Origin of the sequence: Arthrobacter sp. YAF16, from assembly GCF_052113385.1 — a bacterium.
Classification (GTDB): domain Bacteria; phylum Actinomycetota; class Actinomycetes; order Actinomycetales; family Micrococcaceae; genus Arthrobacter.
Window position 1 is genome coordinate 782,461 of sequence record NZ_JBFRDC010000001.1, and the last position, 20,928, is coordinate 803,388.

Annotated in this window: 22 protein-coding genes and 1 riboswitch; of the genes, 14 read left to right on the plus strand and 8 right to left on the minus strand. The window is 68.4% G+C overall.

Annotated features, from left to right (window positions below; all coding sequences use genetic code 11):
* The first annotated feature begins 40 nt into the window (after positions 1–40).
* Together AB4Y91_RS03750 and AB4Y91_RS03755 are read left to right on the plus strand one after the other, a co-directional pair.
* A complete protein-coding gene (locus AB4Y91_RS03750) occupies positions 41–886 on the plus strand; it encodes a PHP domain-containing protein (RefSeq protein ID WP_441417187.1) in 846 nt (281 codons plus the stop codon).
* Positions 887–894: 8 nt separating this feature from the next.
* Positions 895–1,503 carry a MarC family protein gene (locus tag AB4Y91_RS03755; RefSeq protein ID WP_441417841.1) on the plus strand — a complete coding sequence of 203 codons (609 nt, stop codon included), beginning with the start codon at positions 895–897 and terminating at the stop codon, positions 1,501–1,503.
* A 65-nt stretch (positions 1,504–1,568) separates the two neighbouring features.
* On the opposite strand, the gene AB4Y91_RS03760 is transcribed toward AB4Y91_RS03755, so the two are convergent.
* The 3 genes from AB4Y91_RS03760 to AB4Y91_RS03770 form a co-directional block, all read right to left on the minus strand.
* Positions 1,569–2,450, minus strand: a complete 882-nt coding sequence (locus AB4Y91_RS03760) for a DNA-methyltransferase (RefSeq protein WP_441417188.1) — start codon at positions 2,448–2,450, stop codon at positions 1,569–1,571.
* A gap of 8 nt (positions 2,451–2,458) precedes the next feature.
* The gene (locus tag AB4Y91_RS03765) at positions 2,459–4,201 is read right to left on the minus strand and encodes a DEAD/DEAH box helicase (RefSeq protein ID WP_441417189.1); all 1,743 of its coding nucleotides are present in this window, start codon (positions 4,199–4,201) and stop codon (positions 2,459–2,461) included.
* Positions 4,202–4,519: 318 nt separating this feature from the next.
* Positions 4,520–6,025, minus strand: a complete 1,506-nt coding sequence (locus AB4Y91_RS03770; RefSeq protein ID WP_441417190.1) for an RNB domain-containing ribonuclease — start codon at positions 6,023–6,025, stop codon at positions 4,520–4,522.
* 40 nt (positions 6,026–6,065) lie between these two features.
* Between AB4Y91_RS03770 and AB4Y91_RS03775 the strand changes: the two genes are divergently transcribed.
* Entirely contained in the window at positions 6,066–6,737 is a 672-nt protein-coding gene (locus AB4Y91_RS03775; protein WP_441417191.1) for a ferritin-like fold-containing protein, read from the plus strand.
* Here the strand turns inward: AB4Y91_RS03775 and thiE are convergent.
* On the minus strand, positions 6,734–7,462 hold the full coding sequence (gene thiE / locus AB4Y91_RS03780; RefSeq protein ID WP_441417192.1) for a thiamine phosphate synthase: 729 nt from the start codon (positions 7,460–7,462) through the stop codon (positions 6,734–6,736). The genes AB4Y91_RS03775 and thiE overlap by 4 nt on opposite strands.
* Before the next feature lie 26 nt (positions 7,463–7,488).
* Positions 7,489–7,609: riboswitch (TPP riboswitch) on the plus strand.
* On the opposite strand from thiE, the gene thiO reads away from it, so the two are divergent.
* From thiO to AB4Y91_RS03820, 8 genes are all read left to right on the plus strand, one after another.
* The gene (thiO, locus tag AB4Y91_RS03785; RefSeq protein ID WP_441417193.1) at positions 7,600–8,895 is read left to right on the plus strand and encodes a glycine oxidase ThiO; all 1,296 of its coding nucleotides are present in this window, start codon (positions 7,600–7,602) and stop codon (positions 8,893–8,895) included. It overlaps the preceding riboswitch by 10 nt.
* Positions 8,892–9,128: a sulfur carrier protein ThiS gene (gene thiS / locus AB4Y91_RS03790; protein ID WP_441417194.1), complete on the plus strand. Its 237-nt coding sequence runs from the start codon at positions 8,892–8,894 to the stop codon at positions 9,126–9,128. Before thiO ends, thiS begins: the two co-directional genes overlap by 4 nt.
* A 5-nt stretch (positions 9,129–9,133) precedes the next feature.
* Complete coding sequence (locus tag AB4Y91_RS03795) at positions 9,134–9,943, plus strand: thiazole synthase (protein WP_441417195.1); 810 nt, start codon at positions 9,134–9,136, stop codon at positions 9,941–9,943.
* A 187-nt stretch (positions 9,944–10,130) separates the two neighbouring features.
* Entirely contained in the window at positions 10,131–10,412 is a 282-nt protein-coding gene (locus tag AB4Y91_RS03800; RefSeq protein WP_441417196.1) for a DUF3311 domain-containing protein, read from the plus strand.
* Entirely contained in the window at positions 10,409–12,103 is a 1,695-nt protein-coding gene (gene mctP, locus AB4Y91_RS03805) for a monocarboxylate uptake permease MctP (RefSeq protein ID WP_441417197.1), read from the plus strand. The genes AB4Y91_RS03800 and mctP overlap by 4 nt, the downstream gene beginning before the upstream one ends.
* A 183-nt stretch (positions 12,104–12,286) precedes the next feature.
* Entirely contained in the window at positions 12,287–12,613 is a 327-nt protein-coding gene (locus AB4Y91_RS03810) for a YciI family protein (RefSeq protein ID WP_441417842.1), read from the plus strand.
* Between the two features lie 53 nt (positions 12,614–12,666).
* The gene (locus AB4Y91_RS03815; RefSeq protein WP_441417198.1) at positions 12,667–13,962 is read left to right on the plus strand and encodes an RNA polymerase sigma factor; all 1,296 of its coding nucleotides are present in this window, start codon (positions 12,667–12,669) and stop codon (positions 13,960–13,962) included.
* A 5-nt stretch (positions 13,963–13,967) separates the two neighbouring features.
* Positions 13,968–14,360 (plus strand): VOC family protein, encoded by a 393-nt coding sequence (locus tag AB4Y91_RS03820; RefSeq protein WP_441417199.1) that lies wholly within the window; start codon positions 13,968–13,970, stop codon positions 14,358–14,360.
* Between the two features lie 78 nt (positions 14,361–14,438).
* On the opposite strand, the gene AB4Y91_RS03825 is transcribed toward AB4Y91_RS03820, so the two are convergent.
* The 3 genes from AB4Y91_RS03825 to AB4Y91_RS03835 form a co-directional block, all read right to left on the minus strand.
* The gene (locus tag AB4Y91_RS03825; RefSeq protein WP_441417200.1) at positions 14,439–14,741 is read right to left on the minus strand and encodes a hypothetical protein; all 303 of its coding nucleotides are present in this window, start codon (positions 14,739–14,741) and stop codon (positions 14,439–14,441) included.
* 65 nt (positions 14,742–14,806) lie between these two features.
* Positions 14,807–15,031: a DUF3107 domain-containing protein gene (locus tag AB4Y91_RS03830; RefSeq protein ID WP_441417201.1), complete on the minus strand. Its 225-nt coding sequence runs from the start codon at positions 15,029–15,031 to the stop codon at positions 14,807–14,809.
* Positions 15,032–15,136: 105 nt separating this feature from the next.
* Positions 15,137–15,883 (minus strand): TetR/AcrR family transcriptional regulator, encoded by a 747-nt coding sequence (locus tag AB4Y91_RS03835; protein ID WP_441417202.1) that lies wholly within the window; start codon positions 15,881–15,883, stop codon positions 15,137–15,139.
* 6 nt (positions 15,884–15,889) lie between these two features.
* Here AB4Y91_RS03835 and moeB point away from each other — a divergent pair, with 6 nt between their 5' ends.
* Positions 15,890–17,101: a molybdopterin-synthase adenylyltransferase MoeB gene (gene moeB, locus AB4Y91_RS03840; RefSeq protein WP_441417203.1), complete on the plus strand. Its 1,212-nt coding sequence runs from the start codon at positions 15,890–15,892 to the stop codon at positions 17,099–17,101.
* A 69-nt stretch (positions 17,102–17,170) separates the two neighbouring features.
* Positions 17,171–18,184, plus strand: a complete 1,014-nt coding sequence (locus tag AB4Y91_RS03845) for an SDR family NAD(P)-dependent oxidoreductase (protein ID WP_441417204.1) — start codon at positions 17,171–17,173, stop codon at positions 18,182–18,184.
* Positions 18,185–18,251: 67 nt separating this feature from the next.
* Here AB4Y91_RS03845 and AB4Y91_RS03850 read toward each other — a convergent pair whose 3' ends face one another.
* Positions 18,252–19,601, minus strand: a complete 1,350-nt coding sequence (locus AB4Y91_RS03850; protein WP_441417205.1) for a glutamyl-tRNA reductase — start codon at positions 19,599–19,601, stop codon at positions 18,252–18,254.
* 158 nt (positions 19,602–19,759) lie between these two features.
* Here AB4Y91_RS03850 and hemE point away from each other — a divergent pair, with 158 nt between their 5' ends.
* On the plus strand, positions 19,760–20,923 hold the full coding sequence (gene hemE, locus AB4Y91_RS03855; protein WP_441417206.1) for a uroporphyrinogen decarboxylase: 1,164 nt from the start codon (positions 19,760–19,762) through the stop codon (positions 20,921–20,923).
* The last annotated feature ends 5 nt before the right edge of the window (positions 20,924–20,928 follow it).

Here is a 20,928-nt window from a genome sequence, read left to right on the forward strand (position 1 = left end):
GGCCAACAAGCCGCCCCGGCGGATCTACTAGGCTAGGGAGGTGAGGATTGACCTGCATGCCCACTCGAATGTTTCCGACGGCACCCAAGCGCCCGCGGAGGTGATCGCGTCCGCTGCGGGGGCCGGGCTCGACGTCATCGCGCTGACCGACCACGACTCCACCGACGGCTGGGCCGAGGCTTCCGCCGCCGCCCGGGAACACGGCGTGGCGCTGGTCCCCGGCATGGAGATCTCCTGCCGGACTCGGGAGGGCATCAGCGTCCACCTGCTCAGCTACCTGCACGACCCGGCGCACCCCGGGCTGCTGGAGGAAATCACCAAGGCCAAGGACGCGCGCTTCACGCGGGCCGAACGGATGGTCAGCCTGCTGGCCGAGGACTACCCGCTGACCTGGGACGACGTTATCCACCACGTCGCCCCCGGCGCCACCCTGGGCCGGCCGCACATCGCCGACGCCCTCGTTGCCGCGGGCGTGGTCGAGGACCGCAGCGAAGCCTTCGAATCGATCCTGACCTCGCATTCCCGGTACTGGGTGCAGCACTACGCGCCGGACCCGGCGTACGCCGTCGAACTGGTCCGCGACGCCGGCGGGGTGCCCGTGTTCGCGCATCCTGTGGCGTCCTCCCGCGGGCGGATCGTGGGGGACCGCACCTACGGGGAGATGATCGACGCCGGCCTGGCCGGGCTGGAAATCGACCACCGGGACAACCCGGAGGAGGGCCGCGCCTTCCTGCGCCGCCTCGCAGCACGGCACGGACTGCTCGTGACCGGGTCCTCCGACTACCACGGGACCGGCAAACCCAACCTGCTGGGCGAGAACCTGACCGCTCCCGAGGTCTTCGCGCGGATCGAGGAACTGGGCACCGGATCGTCCGTGGTGCGCTGATGGAGTGGATTGACCTCCAGCTCCTGGCCTCCGTGATCGTCACGCTGTTCGTGATCATGGATCCGCCCGGGACGGTGCCGATCTTCATGTCCCTGACGGCCCAGATGGACGCCAGGGACCGCAACCTGTCGGCGCTGCAGGCGCTGCTCGTGGCCACGGGCGTGATCGTGACCTTCGCGATTTTCGGGCAGTCCATCCTGAACTACATGCACATCTCGCTCGCCGCGCTGCAGGGGGCCGGCGGCCTGCTGCTGGTGCTGATCGCGCTGCAGCTGCTCACGGGCTCCACCAGCGGCGAGGAGAACGCCGCCAAGTACAAGAACGTCGCGTTTGTGCCGCTGGGGACGCCGCTGATGGCGGGCCCGGGTGCAATCGTGGCCGTCATGGTGTTCGTCCAGCGCTCCGGCAGCATGGCGCAGTACCTCGCCGTCGGGCTGGGGATCGCCGTGACACTCGCGTCCCTGTACCTGGCGATGCGGTTCGCCGGTCTCGTGCAGCGCGCCCTGGGCGAGAACGGCGTCGAACTCATCACCCGGATCGCCGGCCTGCTGCTCTCCGCGATTGCGGTGCAGATGATCGCCGACGCCGTGCACGCCTTCATCAAGAGCTGGACCTGACGACGTCGCCCAACTGACTCGCACTTGTTGTCGTTTTGAGGCGTCAAAACGACAACTAATGCGAGCTAGTTGGGGTCTGAGCCCGGCAGCGCGGTGAACGACGCGTGCGCGCTGAGCCGCTTGGCCATGACGTCCACGGCCGCCTGGTTCTGGTCCACACACACAAACCGACGGTCCAGCTTGGCCGCCACAGCGCCGAGCGTGCCGGAACCGGCGAAGAAGTCCAGGCACCAGTCGCCGGGGCGGCTGGAGGCCGCGACCACCCGCCGGATCAGGCCCTCGGGCTTCTGCGTCGGGTAGCCGGTCTTTTCCTTGCCGGTGGGCGAGACAATCGTGTGCCACCAGACGTCGGTGGGAAGCTTGCCGAGTTCGCGCTTGGCCGGCGTGACGAGTCCGGGTGCCATGTACGGCTCCCGGTCCACCTCGGCGCTGTCGAAGTGGTATTTCGCCGGGTTCTTTACGTACACGAGGATGTTGTCGTGTTTGGTCGGCCAGCGGAACTTGGCCCGGGCGCCGTAGTCGTACGCCCAGATGATCTCGTTGAGGAAGCACTCGCGGCCGAAGATCGCATCCAGCATGACCTTGGCGTAGTGCACCTCGCGGTAGTCGAGGTGCAGGTACAGGGTGCCGTCGTCGGCGAGCAGCCGCCAGGCTTCGACCAGCCGGGGCTCCAAGAAGGACCAGTAGTCGCTGAAGGCGTCGTCGTAGCTGTGCAGCGCGCCCTTGATGGTGTCGTAGGAGCGGCCCTTGAAGCCGACGCGGTCGCCCTCGCCGCCGGTGTTGAGCACCATTTTGGTTTCCTGGCGCCGCTGGACCCGGCCCGTGTTGAAGGGCGGATCCACGTAAATGAGTGTGAAGGCGCCGTCCGGCAGCGTAGGGAGGTATTCCGCGTTATCCGCGTGAACCACCAGGTTGCTGCCGTCCGGCGCCCAGACGGTGTCAGTCATGTAGGGGATTAGGCCTCGGCGCTGCGTGCCGGGGCGCCGCCCTGTGCCTCGCCGGCCACCACTTCGCCGTTGCGGCGGCGGGTGCGGGTCCGGCGGCGCGCGCGGGTAGCCCGGTCGACCTCGGTCGGAGCGCTCGCCGTTGCCGGGGCGCTTGCCTCGGCGGGTCCCGTGGCGGTCTCCTTTTCGGGCGAACGACGACGGCGCTCACCGGAGCGTCCGGCGTCACGGCCGCCTTCGCGGGAGCCGGAGCGTCCGGCGTCACGGCCGCCTTCGCGGGAGCCGGAGCGGCCATTGTCGCGTCCGCCCTCGCGGGAGCCTGAGCGGCCGCCGTCGCGTGCACCGTCGCGTGTGCCGGGACGGGCGTTCTTCTTGCCGGTCTCGCCGAGGTCCTCGAGGACTTCGGCGTCGACGCCGGCGAGCACCCGCTTGTCGCGGGGGAGACGGCCCTTGGTGCCCTCCGGGATGTCCAGCTCCTCGAACAGGTGCGGCGAGGAGGAGTAGGTCTCCACCGGTTCGGGCACGCTCAGGCCGAGGGCCTTGTTGATCAGGCCCCAGCGCGGCATATCGTCCCAGTCGACGAAGGTCACGGCGGTGCCCTTGTTGCCGGCGCGGCCGGTGCGGCCGACGCGGTGCAGGTAGATCTTCTCGTCTTCGACGCACTGGTAGTTGATCACGTGCGTGACGTCGTCGACGTCAATGCCGCGCGCGGCGACGTCAGTGGCGACGAGAACGTCCACCTTGTTGTTGCGGAAGGCGCGCAGCGCCTGCTCACGGGCACCCTGGCCGAGGTCGCCGTGGATGGCGGCCGCAGCGAAGCCGCGGTCCACGAGCTCCTCGGCGACCTTGGCGGCGGTGCGCTTGGTCTTGGTGAAGATGATGGTCCGGCCTCGTCCGCGGGCCTGCAGGATCCGAGCCACCACCTCGATCTTGTCCATGCTGTGGGCACGGTAGATCAGCTGGCGGATGTCGCGCTTGGTGAGGCCCTCATCCTCGGGATCCGCGGCGCGGATGTGGGTGGGCTTGGTCATGTAGCGGCGCGCCATCGCGACGACCGGGCCGGGCATCGTGGCGGAGAACAGCAGCGTCTGGCGGACGGCCGGGGTACCTGCGATGAGGGTCTCGACGTCCGGCAGGAAGCCGAGGTCCAGCATCTCGTCGGCCTCGTCGAGGATGACCATCTTGACGTTCTTGAGGACGAGATGCTTCTGCTTGTAGAGGTCGATCAGGCGCCCGGGGGTGCCGACGACGATCTCGACGCCCTGCTGCAGCGACTCGACCTGCGGCTCGTAAGCACGGCCGCCGTAGATCGTGGTGATGCGGGCGTTGCGTTTGCGGGCGGCGTTCTGCAGGTCGCCGGCGACCTGCACCGCGAGCTCACGGGTCGGCACGATCACGAGGGCCTGCGGTGCGCCGGGGGCCGGGAGGTCGGCGAAGCCCGCGTCGTCGCGTCCGATGACGCGCTGCAGGGCCGGGATGCCGAAGCCGAGGGTCTTGCCCGTGCCGGTTTTGGCCTGGCCGATGATGTCGTGGCCGCTCAGTGCGACCGGCAGCGTCATGGCCTGGATCGGGAACGGGTGGGTGATTCCGGCGTCGGCAAGGGATTCAACAATGTCGGCGCGGACGTTGTAGTCGGCGAAGGACTTTTCCGCGATTTCGTGCGGGGTTTCGTCCGAAATGATGGTCTCTTCCGGCTCGATCGATTCCGTGCCGGACTCGTCGGTAAGAAGCTGGTGCGTGTGCAATTCACTCACAGGGGAGTTTCCTTATTCATTTGGGCTGCGCTGCTTGCTCAACGGGGCCGGCCGAGGGCCGTTCCGGAGCACGCTCAGGAGCGCAAGCAAGTCCAGTGGAAGCCGATCGCGGGCTATCTAAATGCTGGCACTGGGACCAGCGGGTGTGTCTCAAGATCGCGTAGGGGCGGGCTTGTTGAATTCGAAAAACATGGAAATCAACGACCGGGCATCCATTACTACCCTTCCAGTCTAGCTGTTCGCCGTTCGGAACCTCGACCGGGGCCCGCGGTGCGGCGCGCCAGTGGCACGGCTGCGGGGCGCAAGCCGGGCGTAACATCAGCCCACGAGTTCGAGCCGGACCTCCCGCGTGGCGATGTCCGAGGATACGACCCGCACCCGGACCTGGGTGCCGGGCTCCAGCTCGCCGGGGCACCGTGCGGTCACCGCGGGCTCGGCGATCTGCACGATCCCGGACGGGCCATTGCCGTTCCCGTTGCTCTTACCGTTCCCGTTGCTGCCCTTGCCGTTTCCGTTCGTGCCGCCGTTCTTCGCGGGCTTTGAGCCCGAGATCACGACGGCGTCGAACTCCTGCCCGATGTGGTTGCTCAGCAGGGCCGCCTCCACGGTGTCCAGCGACAGCCGCTCCAGCTTGGCGGCCAGTTGGTCCGAAGCCGCCATGATGGCCGGCAGCGACGGGAGGGCTTCACGGGCCCAGCCCGGAACCTCGGCGCCATTGGACAGGGCCTCGCAGATGACCAGGACGAAGCGGTCGATCAGGCGCCGCAGCGGGGCGGTGGAGTGGGCATACGCCGCGCCGATAGCGGACTGGATGGCGTCCTCCGGGACGGCGCCGTCGAAGTGGGTGTAGCCGGCGCCGCGGAAGAGCATCCCGGCCGAGTGCACGATGGCAAGCTGGCGCGGGTCGGTGGGGTCCAGAGTGCGCAGGTATTCGCCGTAGCTGATCCGGCCGTCCCAGGGCTTGCCGAGTGCGCCGGTCTGGCGCCGGAAGTGCCGCAGCGAGCTCTCATCCGGGGCGGGCATGGTCCGCAGGATGCCGACCTTGCCCTGCAGCATGAGCTCCGCTGCGGCCATGCCGGTCATCAGCGAAATCTGGGCGTTCCAGTCCTCCACCGGCAGCGGCGGCGCCGCGACGATCCGGTAGCCGCCGTCGGGCAGCTGCTCGATCTCCTGCTCCGGCATGTTCAGGCTGGCCCCGCCGCGCAGGCGCTCCAGTTCCACCCGCTTGCTGCCGACTTCCTTGAGCAACTGCAGAACGGGGTCCGCGGTACCGCCGTCGAGTTCGGCCTGCACACCTTGGTAGCTGAGCTTGGCCCGGCTGCGGACCTGTGCCCGGCGGACCAGCACGGAGGAGACCTCGGCGGCGGCGTCGAGCTCGAACTCCCAGACGAAGGCCGCGCAGAGCTGGCCCGCCAGCAGGCTGCCGGCCGCTTCGCTGATGACCTCGGGGTGCAGGGGGATTCGGCCGTCCGGAGTGTAGAACGTCTGGCCGCGGCGCCGGGTCTCGGCGTCGAGCGCGCCGCCGGGGGCGACGAAGGACGGGACGTCGGCGATCGCGTAGAAAACCCTGTACCCGTCGCCGGCGCGGTCAATGAACAAGGCCTGGTCCAGGTCCGTCGAGGACGCCGGGTCGATGGTCACGAACTCCACGTGAGTCAAATCCAGTTCCGGCAGCTCGTGGGAGGCGACGGCCGCCTCGGCGTCCCGGAGCACGGCTTCCGGAAACGGCCCGGGCAGCTCCAGGACGGTGCGCAGTGCGTTGAGCGCCTGGGCAAGCTGGTTCTTCTGCTGGCGGACGCTCGGAGTCAGGCGATGATGAGACACGGAATCAGGTTAGCCCGATTTCCGCTACTAGTCTTGAAGCATGAGCACCTCCCCGGCCGAGCCCGCCCGCTACAACCGTTTCCTCCGGGACCTGCTCGGCGTGATGGCCTACGGGGAGCTCTCGGCCTTCGAACGGCTCTCCTCCGACGCCCGGTATTCGCCCACCCTGCACGACCGGGCGGTGCTGGGCCGCCTCGCCGTCATCGAGTTCCAGCATTTTGAACTGGTCTGCGCGAAGCTGGCGGAGATGGGTCTTGACGCGGAGGAGGCCATGCTGCCGTTCCAGCCTTCGGTGGACCACTTCCATGAGCGCACCCGCCCCGCCGACTGGCACGAGTCGCTCATGAAGGCCTACGTGATCGACACGGTCTCCGCGGACTTTTACCGGTCCATTTCGGGCTATGTCGACGCCGGGACGGCCGGGCTGATCGAACTGGTCCAGGCGGCCGGGGACGCGACGGTTGTGCTGCGGGACCGGCTCAAGGCCGCGCTCGCCGACGATCCGCGGCTGGCGTCCCGGCTGGCCCTGTGGGCTCGGCGGTTGCTCGGCGAAGCGCTTACCCAGGCCCAGCGGGTCAGCGTGGAGCACGCCTTCCTCGGCGGCCTGACCGGCACGGACGAGGACCGGGCCGGTGAACTCGCCCGCGCCCTGACCGCCGAGCTTGCCGCCGCCCATTCCCGTCGGATGTCAGAGCTGGGACTAGCCGGCTAGTTGTCCGCGGCGCCGCTGTGGACGTCGGCGTCGGCGTCCGCCCCGGCGTCGAGCGCGGCGAGCAGGGCACGCGCGGCCCCGGCAGGATCAGCGGCCTCGGTAATCGCCCGGACCACCACAATCCTTCTGGCTCCGGCGTCGACCACCTGCGCCACGTTGCCCAGGTCGATGCCGCCGATCGCGAACCACGGCACCACCCCGGCGACTTTCCCGACATCGGCGGCCTCGGCCCGGCCGATCGCCGCGGCGGCGTAGCGCACCAGGTCCAGCCCGACGGCGGCGCGGCCAGGCTTGGTGGGGGTGGCCCAGACCGGGCCCACGCAGAAGTAGTCCAGCCCGCCCCGGCCCGGGGACGCCGCGATGGCCGCATCCACCTGTTCCGGCGTGTGCGTGGACATGCCGATCACGGTGCCCTTGCCCAGGAAATCCCGGGCAGCGGCAAACGGGATGTCCTTTTGCCCAATGTGGAACACCGGCGCCCCTGCCAGTGAGGCCAGGTCGGCACGGTCGTTCACCGCCCAGAGCCGGCCGTGCCGCCGCGCCACGGAGTGCAGGACCTCCAGCAGCTCAAGCTCCTCGGCCGCCTCCAGCGACTTGTCCCGCAACTGGATGATGTCGACGCCGCCGGAAAAGGCAGCGTCAACGAAGTCCTCGAAGTCACCGCGCTCCTTCCGGGCATCGGTGCACAGGTACAGGCGGGCGGTGGTGTGGACATCCTGGCTCATGCCCCAAGCCTAGTTCCTCTAAACTGGGCGCATACCGCGGGAGCCCGCGCGGGCCGCCAGACGGCCGACGGGCTGAGAGGGCGTCAGAGCCGACCGCTTGACCTGATCCGGCTAGTACCGGCGTAGGGAAGGAACCCATGGACGTATCCGTCGCACCACCCGCCACACCACCGGGCCCATCCTCGGATTATTACGACGTCGTCGTGATCGGCGGGGGAGTGATCGGCCACGGCATCGCCTGGGAGGCCCGCCGTTCGGGCCGTACCGTCGCGCTGGTCGACGACGCCCCCGGCACCGGCGCCAGCTGGGCTGCCGCCGGCATGCTGGCGCCCGTGAGTGAACTCCACTACCAGGAGGAGGAGCTCCTTGCCCTGATGCTGGAAGCCTCAGGGCTGTGGCCGCAGTTCGCCGCCGGCCTGGCCGGCGGCAGCACTGACGGCGGCGGCACCGGATATCTCACGACGCCGACCCTCGCCGTCGGCGCGGACGCGGCCGACCGCCGGGCGCTCGCCGACCTGCGGGCCGCGCAGCAGGCCTGCGGCCTGGCCGTGGAGCCGCTGACCGTCCGTGAAGCACGCAGCCGCGAACCGTTGCTCAGCCCCGGTATCTCCTGCGCCTTCGACATCCCGGCCGACCACCAGGTGGATCCGCGCCGGCTGCTGGCCAGGATTCGGTCACTGCTGGCCACCGACAGCCGGTTCACGGCCGTGCCCCGCCGCGCGGCCGGGCTGCTCTGGCAGGGCGGCCGCGTCGCCGGCATCCGTTTCGAGGGCGGCGGAGAACTCCGCGCCGGCGAGACGGTCGTAGCCAACGGCCTGGCCGCGGCGGAACTGCAGGGCCTGCCCGGGGGACTGTCCCTGCCGCTGCGTCCGGTCTACGGGGACATCCTGCGGCTCCGGATCCCGGCACGGCTCCGGCCACTGCTGCGCTCGACCGTGCGGGGCCTGGTCCGCGGGGTTCCGGTCTACATCGTCCCGCGGGAGGACGGCACGGTCGTGATCGGCGCAACCCAGCGGGAGGATGCGCCCTCCGAGGCTGGCGCCGTCTCTGCCGGCGGCGTGTACCAGCTTCTGCGCGATGCCCAGCAGCTCGTCCCGGCCGTTGCCGAGCTGGAACTGCTCGAGGCCACGGCGCGGGCACGGCCCGGGACCCCGGACAACGCCCCGCTCCTGGGGCGCGTGGCCAGCGCCGGATCCGGACAGGACGTCGAGGGACTCATCGTTGCCACCGGGTTCTTTCGGCACGGGGTCCTGCTCACCCCGGCGGCCGCCGCCATCTGCCGGGCGCTGCTGGACGGAGAGCCGGACCGGCGCTGGGAGGGCTTCCGCCCGGACCGCTTCTCCAGCCGCCGCCCGGTTTCTCCAGCCCCCGGCTCATCCGAGCGGGACGCTTCACCCGCGGACGCTCCAGCGAAAGACAGGACGACAGCATGAATATCAGGCTCAACGGAGCGCAGCACGCCCTCGCCGACGGCGCCACAATCAGCGCCTTGGTCAGCGGGGTGACCGGCCGGACGCTGGCCGCCGACGGCCGGGCCACGGACGGCCGGAAACTGGGCGTCGCCGTCGCCCGCAACGCCGAGGTGGTGCCGCGCAGCCAGTGGCACGCGACCGCGCTCGCCGAGGGCGACGACGTCGAACTCGTTACGGCAGTACAGGGAGGATAGAAGGCATGGAAGCAACAGCAATGCAGGAAACGCAGCAGGCACGCCGGGATCTGCTGACGGTTGACGGAGTGGAACTGGGCTCCCGCCTGATCATGGGCACCGGCGGTGCGCCGAGCCTGGACGGCCTCGGAGCCGCGCTGGTGGCCTCCGGAACGGAACTCACGACGGTGGCCATGCGTCGCTACTCTCCGGCCGAGAGCGGCTCGTTGTTCCAGTTGCTGGCGGACCACAACATCCGGGTGCTGCCCAACACCGCCGGATGCTTCACCGCCCGGGACGCCGTCCTCACGGCCGAACTGGCCCGCGAAGCGCTGGAGACGGACTGGGTGAAGCTCGAGGTGATCGCGGATGAGCACACCCTGCTGCCCGACGCCTTGGAACTGGTGGAGGCAACCGAACAGCTGGTGGCGCGCGGCTTCAAGGTCTTCGCTTACACGAATGACGACCCGGTCCTGGCCCTCCGGCTGGAGAACCTCGGCGCCACGGCAGTGATGCCGCTGGGCGCCCCGATCGGCACCGGCCTGGGCATCCTGAATCCGCACAACATTGAACTCATCGTCTCCCGTGCCTCGGTGCCGGTGGTGCTCGACGCAGGAATTGGCACCGCCTCCGACGCCGCGCTCGCGATGGAACTGGGCTGCGACGCAGTGCTGCTCGCTACCGCCGTGACCCGGGCCCAGGACCCGGCGCTGATGGGGGAGGCGTTCCGGCACGCCGTCATCGCCGGCCGGCTGGCGCGGCGGGCCGGCCGGATCCCGCGCCGCGAGCACGCCCTCGCGTCGTCCGCGATGGAAGGTCGCGCCGAGTTCCTGTAGCGGCCCCGGCGGCGCTTCCGTCCGGGCCCGTTCGCCTCGCCAATCGGTGGCTAAAGGCACTGTTGAAGATCTAAATCCAGTGTCTATCCTGTTGGGTAACGACCGCTGCACTGCACGGTCCGCAGGCCGCCGGCACGTCCCGGGAAGCCTTCCCGCTCCGGGGGCCCGTCTCGGTGAGGAGGCGTCCATGTCCAGTCCTGATGTGCCAACGCGGGGGCCGGCCAAGCCGGGTCCCTATGTAGTGTCCGGAATCCTGTTGCTCGTCGCCATTGTGGTTCCGTTGGTTGTGCCCGCGTACGCCTTCGACGAACCGCGGCTGGCGGGTATCCCGTATTTCTACTGGTATCAGATGGCATGGATCCCGGTCACCGCGGCCTTGGTGGGGATCTCCTACTGGCTGGTCACCAGGGAGGACCGCCGTCGCCGTGAATCCGTCCGCGGGGCGGCCGCTGCGGGGGAGGAGCGGTGAACGGGGCGGTCGTGCCGCTGGCGGCACCGGACCGGCCGGTCAACGGCATAGCCCTCACTATTGTGATCATCCTCTTCGTCCTGGTGGCGGTCCTCGGCTTCTTTGCCGCGCGGTGGAGGCGGGAAGAAACGACAGGGCTGCATAGCCTCGACGAATGGGGACTGGGCGGCCGGGGCTTTGGTACCTGGGTGACCTGGTTCCTGCTCGGCGGGGATCTTTACACGGCTTACACTTTCGTGGCGGTCCCGGCGGCGATGTGGGCCACCGGAGCCGTGAGCGGCTTCTTCGCGGTGCCGTACACAATCGTGCTCTATCCGATCGTGTTTTTGCTGATGAGCAGGCTGTGGTCCGTCTCGCACCGCCACGGTTTCGTCACGCCGGCGGACTTTGTTGGCGGCCGGTATGGCAGCAGGGCCCTTACCGTTGCGGTCGCCGCCACCGGCATCGTCGCCACCATGCCCTACATTGCCCTGCAACTCGTGGGCATCAAGGCCGTACTCACAGTGCTCGGCCTGGGCAGTGCTGAGAACGCGCTGCTGACCGACCTGCCGCTCATCATCGCGTTCGTGGTTCTGGCCGCGTATACCTATACCTCGGGCCTGCGCGCTCCTGCCCTGATCGCCGTCGTGAAGGACCTGCTGATCTATCTGGCCGTGATCGTGGCGGTGATCTACCTGCCTATCAAGTTCGGCGGGTGGGGTACCATTTTCGACTCCGCCGAGGCGAAGCTGGGAGCGGTCAATCCGGCGACGGGCAAACCGGCGGGCGCGTTCATCCCGGGGGCGTCCAGCTACTCCGCGTATTGGACCCTGGCGCTTGGTTCCGCGCTGGCCCTGTTCATGTATCCGCACTCGATCACGGGCGTCCTGGCGACCAAAAGCCGGAACACCATCCGCAGGAACGCTGCGGTGCTGCCGCTGTACTCCTTGATGCTGGGCTTCCTGGCACTCCTGGGCTACGCGGCCATTTTCGCCGGCACCAAGCCCACCGACCTGAACGGCGCCGTCAATCCGCAACTGGTGGTGCCGCAGTTGTTTCTGGATCAGTTCCCGGCCTGGTTTGCCGGCATTGCGCTCGCCGCCATCGCCATCGGGGCGCTGGTCCCGGCCGCCATCATGTCCATCGCCGCGGCCAACCTGTTCACCCGAAACATTTACCGGGACCTGATCAAGCCGGACGCCACGCCCCGGCAGGAAGCCAGCGTTTCCAAGATCGCCTCGCTGGTGGTGAAGTTCGGCGCGCTGGTCTTCGTGATCGCCATGGACCAGTCCGCGGCCATCAACATGCAACTACTTGGCGGCATCTGGATCCTGCAGACCTTCCCTGCCATCGTGGCTGGACTCTATACCCGTTGGTTCCACCGGTGGGCGCTGTTCCTCGGTTGGGCGGCTGGCATCGCCTATGGCACGATCGCGGCGTATAACGTCGTCAATCCCGTCACGAAAGCCCACTTTGGCGGGTCCATCTCGGCCATCCCCGGCACCGATATCCAGGTCTACATCGCCGTTGTGGCGTTCGTGATTAACCTCGTCGTCGCAGCTGTGCTGTCCCTGGTTTTCCGGGCAATGAAAGTCCCCGACGGCAAGGACATCACCCGCTCCTCGGACTACGGCGCAGACGAGAACGATCCGAAGGTGGCCCAGCTCCAGCGCGAACACCCGCTCGCCGAACCAGGGGGCCCGACGTACTGAAGCCCTTTATCCGTGGTGACCATGGATCGGCGATTGACCGCCCGCGGGCGTTCACGGGCCATAGACTCCGGTTGGAGGTGGCTGGCCGGCCGACCAGGAATTTTTCCACCGGGTGTCCTTTTGCCGGCAGCTCCTTCGTCGTATTGACGTATCTACCTACTAGAAGGAGTCACCGTGGACTACATGCTGTTCATCTGCACCGATCCGACTGCGCCGGAATATGTGCCCGCCGAGGACAACATCGAGGAATGGGCGGCGGAGATAGAAGCGCGAGGCATCGCCCGCCACGGCGACAGGCTGCGACCTGTCGAGGACGCGACCACCGTGACGGTGCGGGCGGGGGAGGTGGTCGTCGCGGACGGCCCGTTTGCCGAGACAAAGGAATGGATCGCGGGCTATGACATCATCGCCTGCACCGATCTTGACGAGGCGATCGAGGTGGCGTCCAAGCATCCGATGGCAAAATTCGGCAAGATCGAGATCAGGCCCGTGTGGCCGCTCGGTTTATAGCACTCGTTACAGCAATCGGCGCCTCAGCGCGGGAGGGCGAAAAGGGGGATCAGATGGCAGCGGACGCGGCGGAGGTGCGGGCGGCCCTCGGGGGTGCTTCCGCCGAGGCGGCAGCACGGATCACGGCCACCCTCATCCGCATTACCGGCGACTGGAGCCTGGCCGAGGACTGTGTCCAGGACGCGTTCGCGCGTGCCCTCGTCGACTGGCCCCAGCGCGGCATCCCCGGAAACCCGGCGGCCTGGCTGACGACCGTTGCCAAGAACAGGGCTATTGACTGCTTGCGGAGCGCAGCGAGCGAGAAGAAGGCGGTGCGGGAGCTCTCGGTCCTGGCCAGGCTCGAAGAGCTGGCGGAGGATGCTCCCGGGGATCCCGTGGACGGCGACGACCGGCTGCGCCTGATCTACACCTGTTGCCATCCCGCCCTTCCGCTTGAGGCGCGGGTCGCCCTGACCTTGCGCACCGTGGCTGGCCTGACGACCAGCGAGATCGCTCGCGCGTTCCTCGTCTCGGAGTCAACCATGTCCAAACGGCTGGTCCGTGCCCGCGCCAAAATCCGCGACGCCGGGATCCCCTACCGGGTGCCGCCGCCAGAATTAATGGCGGAACGCACGGCCGGGATCCTGGCAGTCCTCTACCTCATGTTCAATGAAGGGTATGCGGCCACCGGCGCCAACACGCTGATCCGCGAGCCCCTTGCCCGGGAGGCGATCCGTCTCGACCGGCTGCTGATTGGCCTGCTCAAAGGGTCACCGCAGGAACCCGAAGCGCTGGGCCTGCTGGCGCTGATGCTCCTCCAGCACGGCCGCCGGCACGCACGTACGGACGCGGCCGGGGACCTGGTGACGCTGGAGGACCAGGACCGCGAACGATGGGACCGGGCAGCGACTGCGGAAGCGGTGGCGCTCCTGGCGGCCGCCGACCGCGCCGGCATTTCACTCGGCGTCCGGCCCGGCAGCTACCGGATCCAGGCAGCCATCGCCGCGTGCCATATGACCGCCCGCGATTTTGGCAGCACCGACTTCGGCCGCGTGGCAATGCTGTACGACCGTCTTGCGCGGCTGGCACCGTCACCGGTCGTCGAACTCAACCGTGCCATCGCCGTCGCGATGTCCCAAGGGCCGGACGCCGGGCTGGCGCTCATCGACCGGCTGGAGGATGCCCGGTCATTGGAGGGGTACTACCTCCTGCCTGCCGCGAAGGCGGACCTCCTGCGGCGCCTTGGCAGAATGCCGGAGGCCAGCCAGGAATACCGGCGTGCCCGGGAGCTCGCACCGTCTGAGGCTGAGCGCCGCTACATCAGCAAACGCCTGGCGGAGACCCGTCCGGAAGTATCGGGAGTACTGTGATGCGCATGGAGATGCGTCTGGAAGTCGTACAAGTGCCGGTCACCGACGTGGACGCGGCCAAGTTGTTCTACACGGAGAAGCTGGGTTTCGTACTGGACCACGACGTCGAATACATTCCAGGCATGCGGGTCGTCCAGCTCACGCCGCCCGGCTCCGCCGCCTCAATCGTCATCGGCACCGGAATGACCGCCATGGCCCCCGGAAGCCTGGAAGGACTGCAGTTGGTGGTCCCGGACATGGCCGGCACCCGCGCCGAACTTCTGGGACGCGGAGCCGAGATCAGTGAAGTCCAGGACATCGGCGGGATAGCCTTCGCATACTTTAGCGACCCGGACGGCAACCGCTGGGTCCTTCAGGAAACCACGGACCCGGAAGTGAAGGAAGCTTCCCGGCGCTGAGGGCTTCAGCCGGTTAAGGCACTGCGGCCACTCACCCGAGGGGGAGTGGCCACAGCGCTTTGCGACTTCAGCTGTCCGCTAGATGCGCAGGATGGCGGTCATCCGGGCCGTGTCCAGCCGGGTCCGGGACTTGCCGAGGTACAGCACCGCGCCGACCGCCGCCGCCGAGCCCAGCAGTACGGGCAGGACCCACGGAATCCAGGTCAGGCCCGGCTGGTACCCGAAGCCGGCCGCCATGAAGATGATCCAGCTCAGCATCGCCACGCCCAGGGCGATACCGGCCGGGACAGTGATGCCGTACTTGGCGTGCCGCTTGTCGTTCGCCCAGACCAAAAAACCCGCGGCCACGGCGACCATGGCCACCACAATCAGGGACAGCATTCAGACTCCTTTGGGAACTGCGGGTTGAGGGGCGGGTTGAACGGTAGGGGGATCCGGGGCGTTGCCTAGAGGGCGCCGAAGCCGACCCGGCGGACCTCTTCGGCGCCGATTTCCACGTAGCCCAGGACGTTCGCCGGGATGATGATCTGGCGGCCCTTCTCATCGGTCAGGCGGAGTTCGGTGCCCTTGGAAATGGCCTCTTCCACAAGCTTCGCCACCGCGTCCGCGTCCTGGTTGGATTCGAGGGCAATTTCGCGGCCGATGTTCTGAATGCCGATCTTTACTTCCACAGCAAGGCCTCCCAGCCAATCAAAGTGTTCAAATTTTCTCTGCGAGGGTTTCTCTGCGAGGCGTTCTCTGCGAGTTTCCTCCACGAGGTGTTCTCTATTTGTAGTCTAGGACTCTTTGGGAAAGCGGGAGATTCCGCGCCAAGCTAAACGGTAAATCAGGTCACTGGCCACATCGATGTCCAGGTTACCGTCGGTTTCCAGCCAGTACCGGGCACTGACCTGCGCCATTCCGGACAGTCCGCGGCCCAGGAGCTGGGCTTCCAGCAGCGGCAGTTTGGTGTCCTCGGCGATGACTTTCGCGATCGCGTCCGCGAAAGTCTTGTTGAACGTTTCCAGCCGCGCGCTCACATCGTGGTCGTTGACCAGATCGGATTCGAAGACCAGCCGGTGGGCCTGGTCATCGTTGGCGATGAAATGGAAATAGGCCCGCATGACGGCCTGCACGCGCTCGTCGTTGTCCGTCGTGGAGTTCAGCGCACCGAGCAGCAGTTCCGTGAGCGCCGACAGGTGGCTGTCCAGCAGGGCCAGATACAGCTCGCGCTTGGACGGGAAGTGCTGGTACAGCACGGGCTTGCTCACGTGCGCGGTCTCGGCGATTTCGTCCATGGCGGCGCCATGGTAGCCGTTGGCCACGAAGACCTCCTGCGCGGCGGCGAGCAGCTGGGCCCGCCGTTCATCGCGCGGCAGCCGCGCCGAGCGCTGCGTCCCGCTCCGCGCCTGGGCCGCCGACGACTTTCCGGTATGTCCCCGCTCAACCGGTGCCTGATGAACCACTATCGGCCTTCTTTCCTTCGCTGTTAGCTCCACTTTACGCGGGGGTAATATGACCTGGCGGCATCTTCGGGCATACATTGAAGTATGGCTTCCCAGTTGACCCCAAACGGAACCCCCGCAACCCCGCCGCCGGCGCCCGGACCGCTGGTCGAACCTGCGGACGCGCTGACGCCGGACGAGGTGGAGCGCTACTCCCGCCACCTGATCATTCCCGAGATCGGTACGCTCGGACAGCGCCGGTTAAAGAACGCCAGGGTCCTGGTGATCGGCGCCGGCGGCCTCGGCTCGCCCGCGCTGCTCTACCTGGCCGCCGCCGGGGTGGGAACCCTGGGCATTATCGACGACGACGACGTGGACCTCAGCAACCTCCAACGCCAGGTGATCCACGGCGTGGCCGACGTCGGCCGGCCCAAGACCGAGTCCGCCCGCGACGCGATCGCAGCGCTGAACCCCCTGGTCGATGTCCGGCTGCACAACGTCCGGCTGGATGCCTCCAACGCTCTGGAGCTCTTCGCCGATTACGACCTGATCGTCGACGGCGCCGACAACTTCGCCACCCGCTACCTGGTCAACGATGCCGCCGCCATCCTCGGAAAGCCCTACGTGTGGGGCTCGATCTTCCGCTTCGACGGACAGGTCAGCGTCTTCTGGGAGCAGCACGGCCCGACGTACCGGGACCTGTACCCCGAAGCGCCGCCCGCCGGCTCGGTGCCCTCCTGCGGGGAAGGCGGCGTGTTCGGCATGCTGTGCGCCGCGGTCGGCTCGCTCATGGTGACCGAGGCGGTCAAGCTCATCACCGGCGTCGGGCGTTCCCTGTTGGGCCGGGTGGCGCTGTTCGACGCCCTCGGCGGCAGCTGGCGCGAAATCAAAGTCTCCCGGGACCCCGAAGCCCCGCGCGTCACCGAGCTCACCGACTACGAGGCCTTCTGCGGGATCGCACCCGCCGCGGACGCCGGAACCGAACACACCGTCACCGCCACCCAGCTCGCCACCATGCTCGCGTCGCGCAAGGCCGGGCTGAAGGATTTCCAGCTCGTGGACGTGCGCGAGAGCGGCGAATTCGACATCGTCCGCATCGACGGCGCCACGCTGATCCCGCAAGGCAGGATCCTGGCCGGCGACGCGTGGGCCGAGTTGCCGCTGGACACGGACATTGTGTTCCACTGCAAGGGCGGGACACGCTCCGCGGCCGTGCTCGCCGCCGCCCGGGCAGCCGGCTACGAACGGGTCAGCCACCTGGAGGGCGGGATCCTCGCCTGGGTGCGCGAGGTGGAACCGGGAAAACCGGTCTACTGACGTTTTTGAACACCTTGCCCTGAACACCTTGTCCCCGGACTGCCGGGCCCCTACCCGAGAGGCACTGCCATGAGCGAAGACACCAGCCTGACCCCGCAGCACAAGATCGGCTCGGGTTTCGGCCCGCGTTCGACGGCGGCGGAGGTCGTTGCGGGCCTGGACCTGAGCGGGAAGACCGCCGTCGTCACCGGCGGCTATTCCGGGCTCGGCCTGGAGACGGTGCGGGCGCTATCGTCCGCCGGGGCCCGGGTGATGGTTCCGGCGCGGCGCCCCGACCACGCCCGCAAGGTCCTGGCCGAGGCCGGCCTCGACGGCGTCCGCGTGACCGGGCTGGACCTGGCCGAACTGTCCAGCGTGAGGGAGTTCGCGGCCGGTTTCCTTGCCTCCGATTTCCTCGGCGACGGCGGCAGCCTGGACATCCTGATCAACAACGCCGCCATCATGGCCAGCCCGGAGCAGCGCGTCGGCCCGGGGTGGGAATCCCAGTTCGCCACGAACCACCTGGGCCACTTCGCGCTCACCAACCTGCTTTGGCCCGCGCTCTCCGCGGGGGAGGGGGCGCGGGTGGTGGCACTGTCCTCCACCGGCCACAAGCTGTCGCCCATCCGGTTCGATGACATCAATTTCGACTCAGGCTACGACAAGTGGAAGGCCTACGGTCAGGCGAAGACCGCGAATGCGCTGTTCGCGGTGCAGCTGGACGCGCTCGGGAAACAGGCCGGCGTCAGGGCCTTCGCCGTGCACCCGGGAGGCATCATGACCGAGTTGCAGCGGCACCTGCCCCGGGAAGAGATGATCGCCTCGGGCTGGATGGACGCGGAGGGCAACCTCAACGAACGGTTCAAGACGCCTGCCCAGGGGGCCGCGACCTCGGTCTGGGCGGCCACCTCGCCGCTGCTTGCCGGCAAGGGCGGCGTCTACTGCGAGGACTGCGACATTGCCGAGCCGACGGTGCCGGGAACCCCGGAAGCACGGGTCAGGGGAGTCGACGCCCACGCCGTGGACCGGGCGGACGCCGAGAGGCTGTGGCAGCTGTCCGCCGAGCTGACGGGCGTCAACGCCTTCGCCGCGCAAACGGACTAAGCGCCTGACTGGCCGGCCGGACTCACCGGACTGGCGGAAATACCGCCGGACAAGGGGCTGAAGGTTGTTAGGCCGTTTCCCGCTGGCCGTCGGCGGCGGGAAACGCGCTGTGGTCGACCGGGCACTCGGCCTCGGTGCCGGAAGCGGGGCGCCGTGCCGCATGCTGTTCAACCGTGATGCCGTAGACGGCCTCGAGGCCGGCCACATAGTCGTCCTGCTGGCCGTTCGCAGCGAGTTCCCGGGCACGGACGGTGGGCACGTGCAACAGCTGCTTGACCATCCGGCGCAGGGCAAACTCGACTTCCTCTGCCGCGGCGGTGCAGCCGTGGCGGGCGCGCACCTTTTCCATTTCGGCGTCGAGCACGTCCATCGTGTGGCGGCGCAGGGCGACGATGGCCGAATCAACCGAGCGCGCCTCGCGCTCCTGCTCAAAGGCGGTGGCGGCGCCGTCGACGATGCCGCTGGCCTGGTTCAGGGACTCCGCCTGCTCCTGCGGGGCGGCCAGCCGGACGGACTCAAGCGTGAGCAGCTCGACGCCGTCGAGTTCGGCGACCGCGGGGTCGAAATCGTGGGTGAGGGCCAGATCGATCGCGATCAGCGGCTGCGGCGACGCCGAGCGGATCCGGGCCAGTTCGGGGGCCTCGACGCGGTTGTCGGAGCCGCTGCAGCCGATCATCACGTCGGCGGCCGCGACTGCGTCCGGCAGGGAAGCGCTGTCCAGGGCGGTGCCGCCGCGGGTGGCGACGAAGCCGGCGGCGCGGCCGGAGGAGGAGAAGACGGAGATGTCAGTGCAGCCGCGTTCGCGGAGCAGGGACATGGTTGCGCCCGCGTAGGCGCCGGTGCCGAAGACGACGGCCTTCTTGGTGGACCAGTCGGGGTTCTCGGAGAGGTCGGTCGCGAGGTCCAGAGCGACGGAGACGATCGACAGTCCGCGCGAGCCGAGGGCCGTCTGCGCACCGACGTCCTTGGCGGTCTTGGAAGCGGCCTGGAACAGCCGCACGAGACCGGAGCTCGCGGTGCCTTCGTGCTGCGCGGTGATCAGGGCGCGCCGGACCTGGCCTGCGATCTCCCGTTCCCCGACGACGGCGGAATCCAGTCCGGAACTGACCGCGAACAGGTGGCGGCTGACGTCCGGGCCGGTGCGGGTATTAAAGGACCGGGAGACGAGCTGTTCGTTGAGTCCGCTGGCACCGCTGATCTCGGAGACCAGCGCGGCGCGGGCCGCCTCGACGTCGTCCGGGTGCGGCGCTTCGCCGTAGATTTCGAAGCGGTTGCAGGTGGCAAGGACAACGGCACCCGCCACGGCCGGCGATCCGGCGAGGGCGGATGTGGCAAGCCCGGAAGCGCCGGTGCTCAGTTGAGCAACGGTCTCCAGATCGATGTCGGCGTGTGTAGCCACCAATGAGAAAAGAACCACAGCACGACAATCATAGCTTTTTCGCGTCCGTGTAGAACAACTACCGGGCGTGGGACTGCCCACCCGGGGTTGTGATTCCCGCCACGGCGGCGCCCGCAGCGGCTGCCGTGACAGGTTGTCGTTATCTTTTGGAGCCGATTTTCGGCACAATCAAAGGCATGACTCTTAGCGCTGCGGCCACGAACGGCACTGCAATCGACGGCACGGCAAACTCCGGCAGGGCACACTCCGACACGGCAGACTCCGGCACGGCACACAACAGTCTCGACGCCGGCCACCCCCTGATGGACGGCCGTACCGCCGACTCGCCGCTGATCACCGCCTACCGCGGCGGCAAGCCCTCCCGGCGCCCCGTCTGGTTCATGCGCCAGGCCGGCCGGTCGCTGCCCGAGTACCTCAAGGTACGCGAAGGCGTGGCCATGCTGGATTCCTGCCTGCGCCCCGATCTCGCCTCCGAGATCACCCTCCAGCCCGTGCGCCGGCACGACGTCGACGCGGCGATCTTCTTCTCCGACATCGTCATCCCGCTCAAGCTGGCCGGCGTCGGCGTCGACATCGTCCCCGGCGTCGGCCCGGTGCTGGACAAGCCCGTGCGCACCGCCGCGGACGTTGCCGCGCTGCCCCAGCTGAGCTGGGAGGCCCTGGAGCCGATCCGCGAGGCCGTGCGGCTCACCGTGGCCGAACTCGGCAGCACCCCGCTGATCGGTTTCGCCGGCGCCCCCTTCACCCTGGCGGCGTACATGGTGGAGGGCAAGCCGTCCCGCGACCACCTCGGCCCGCGCACCATGATGCACGCGGATCCGGAGACCTGGACGGCGCTGGCCAACTGGGCAGCCGACGCCTCCGGGATGTTCCTGCGCGCGCAGCTGGAGGCCGGCGCCTCCGCCGGGCAGCTCTTCGACTCCTGGGCCGGCTCCCTGGGCCTGGCCGACTACACGCGGTTCGTGGCTCCGGCGTCCGCCCGCGCCCTGGATCACGTCCGGCACCTCGGAGCACCCCTGATCCACTTCGGCACCGGCACCTCGGAGCTGCTGGTGGCAATGCGCGACGTCGGCGTGGACGTCGTCGGCGTCGACTACCGGCTGCCGCTGGACGAGGCCAACCGCCGGCTCGGCGGGACCGTGCCGCTGCAGGGAAACATCGACCCGGCACTGCTCTCCGCACCATGGGAAATCCTCGAGGCCCATGTCCGCGACGTCATCAAAGCCGGCGCCTCGGCCCCGGGCCACGTCCTGAACCTGGGCCACGGCGTGCCTCCGGAGACGGACGCGGCGGTGCTGACCCGCGTGGTCGAACTGATCCACTCGATCGCCCCGGAGTAACCCCG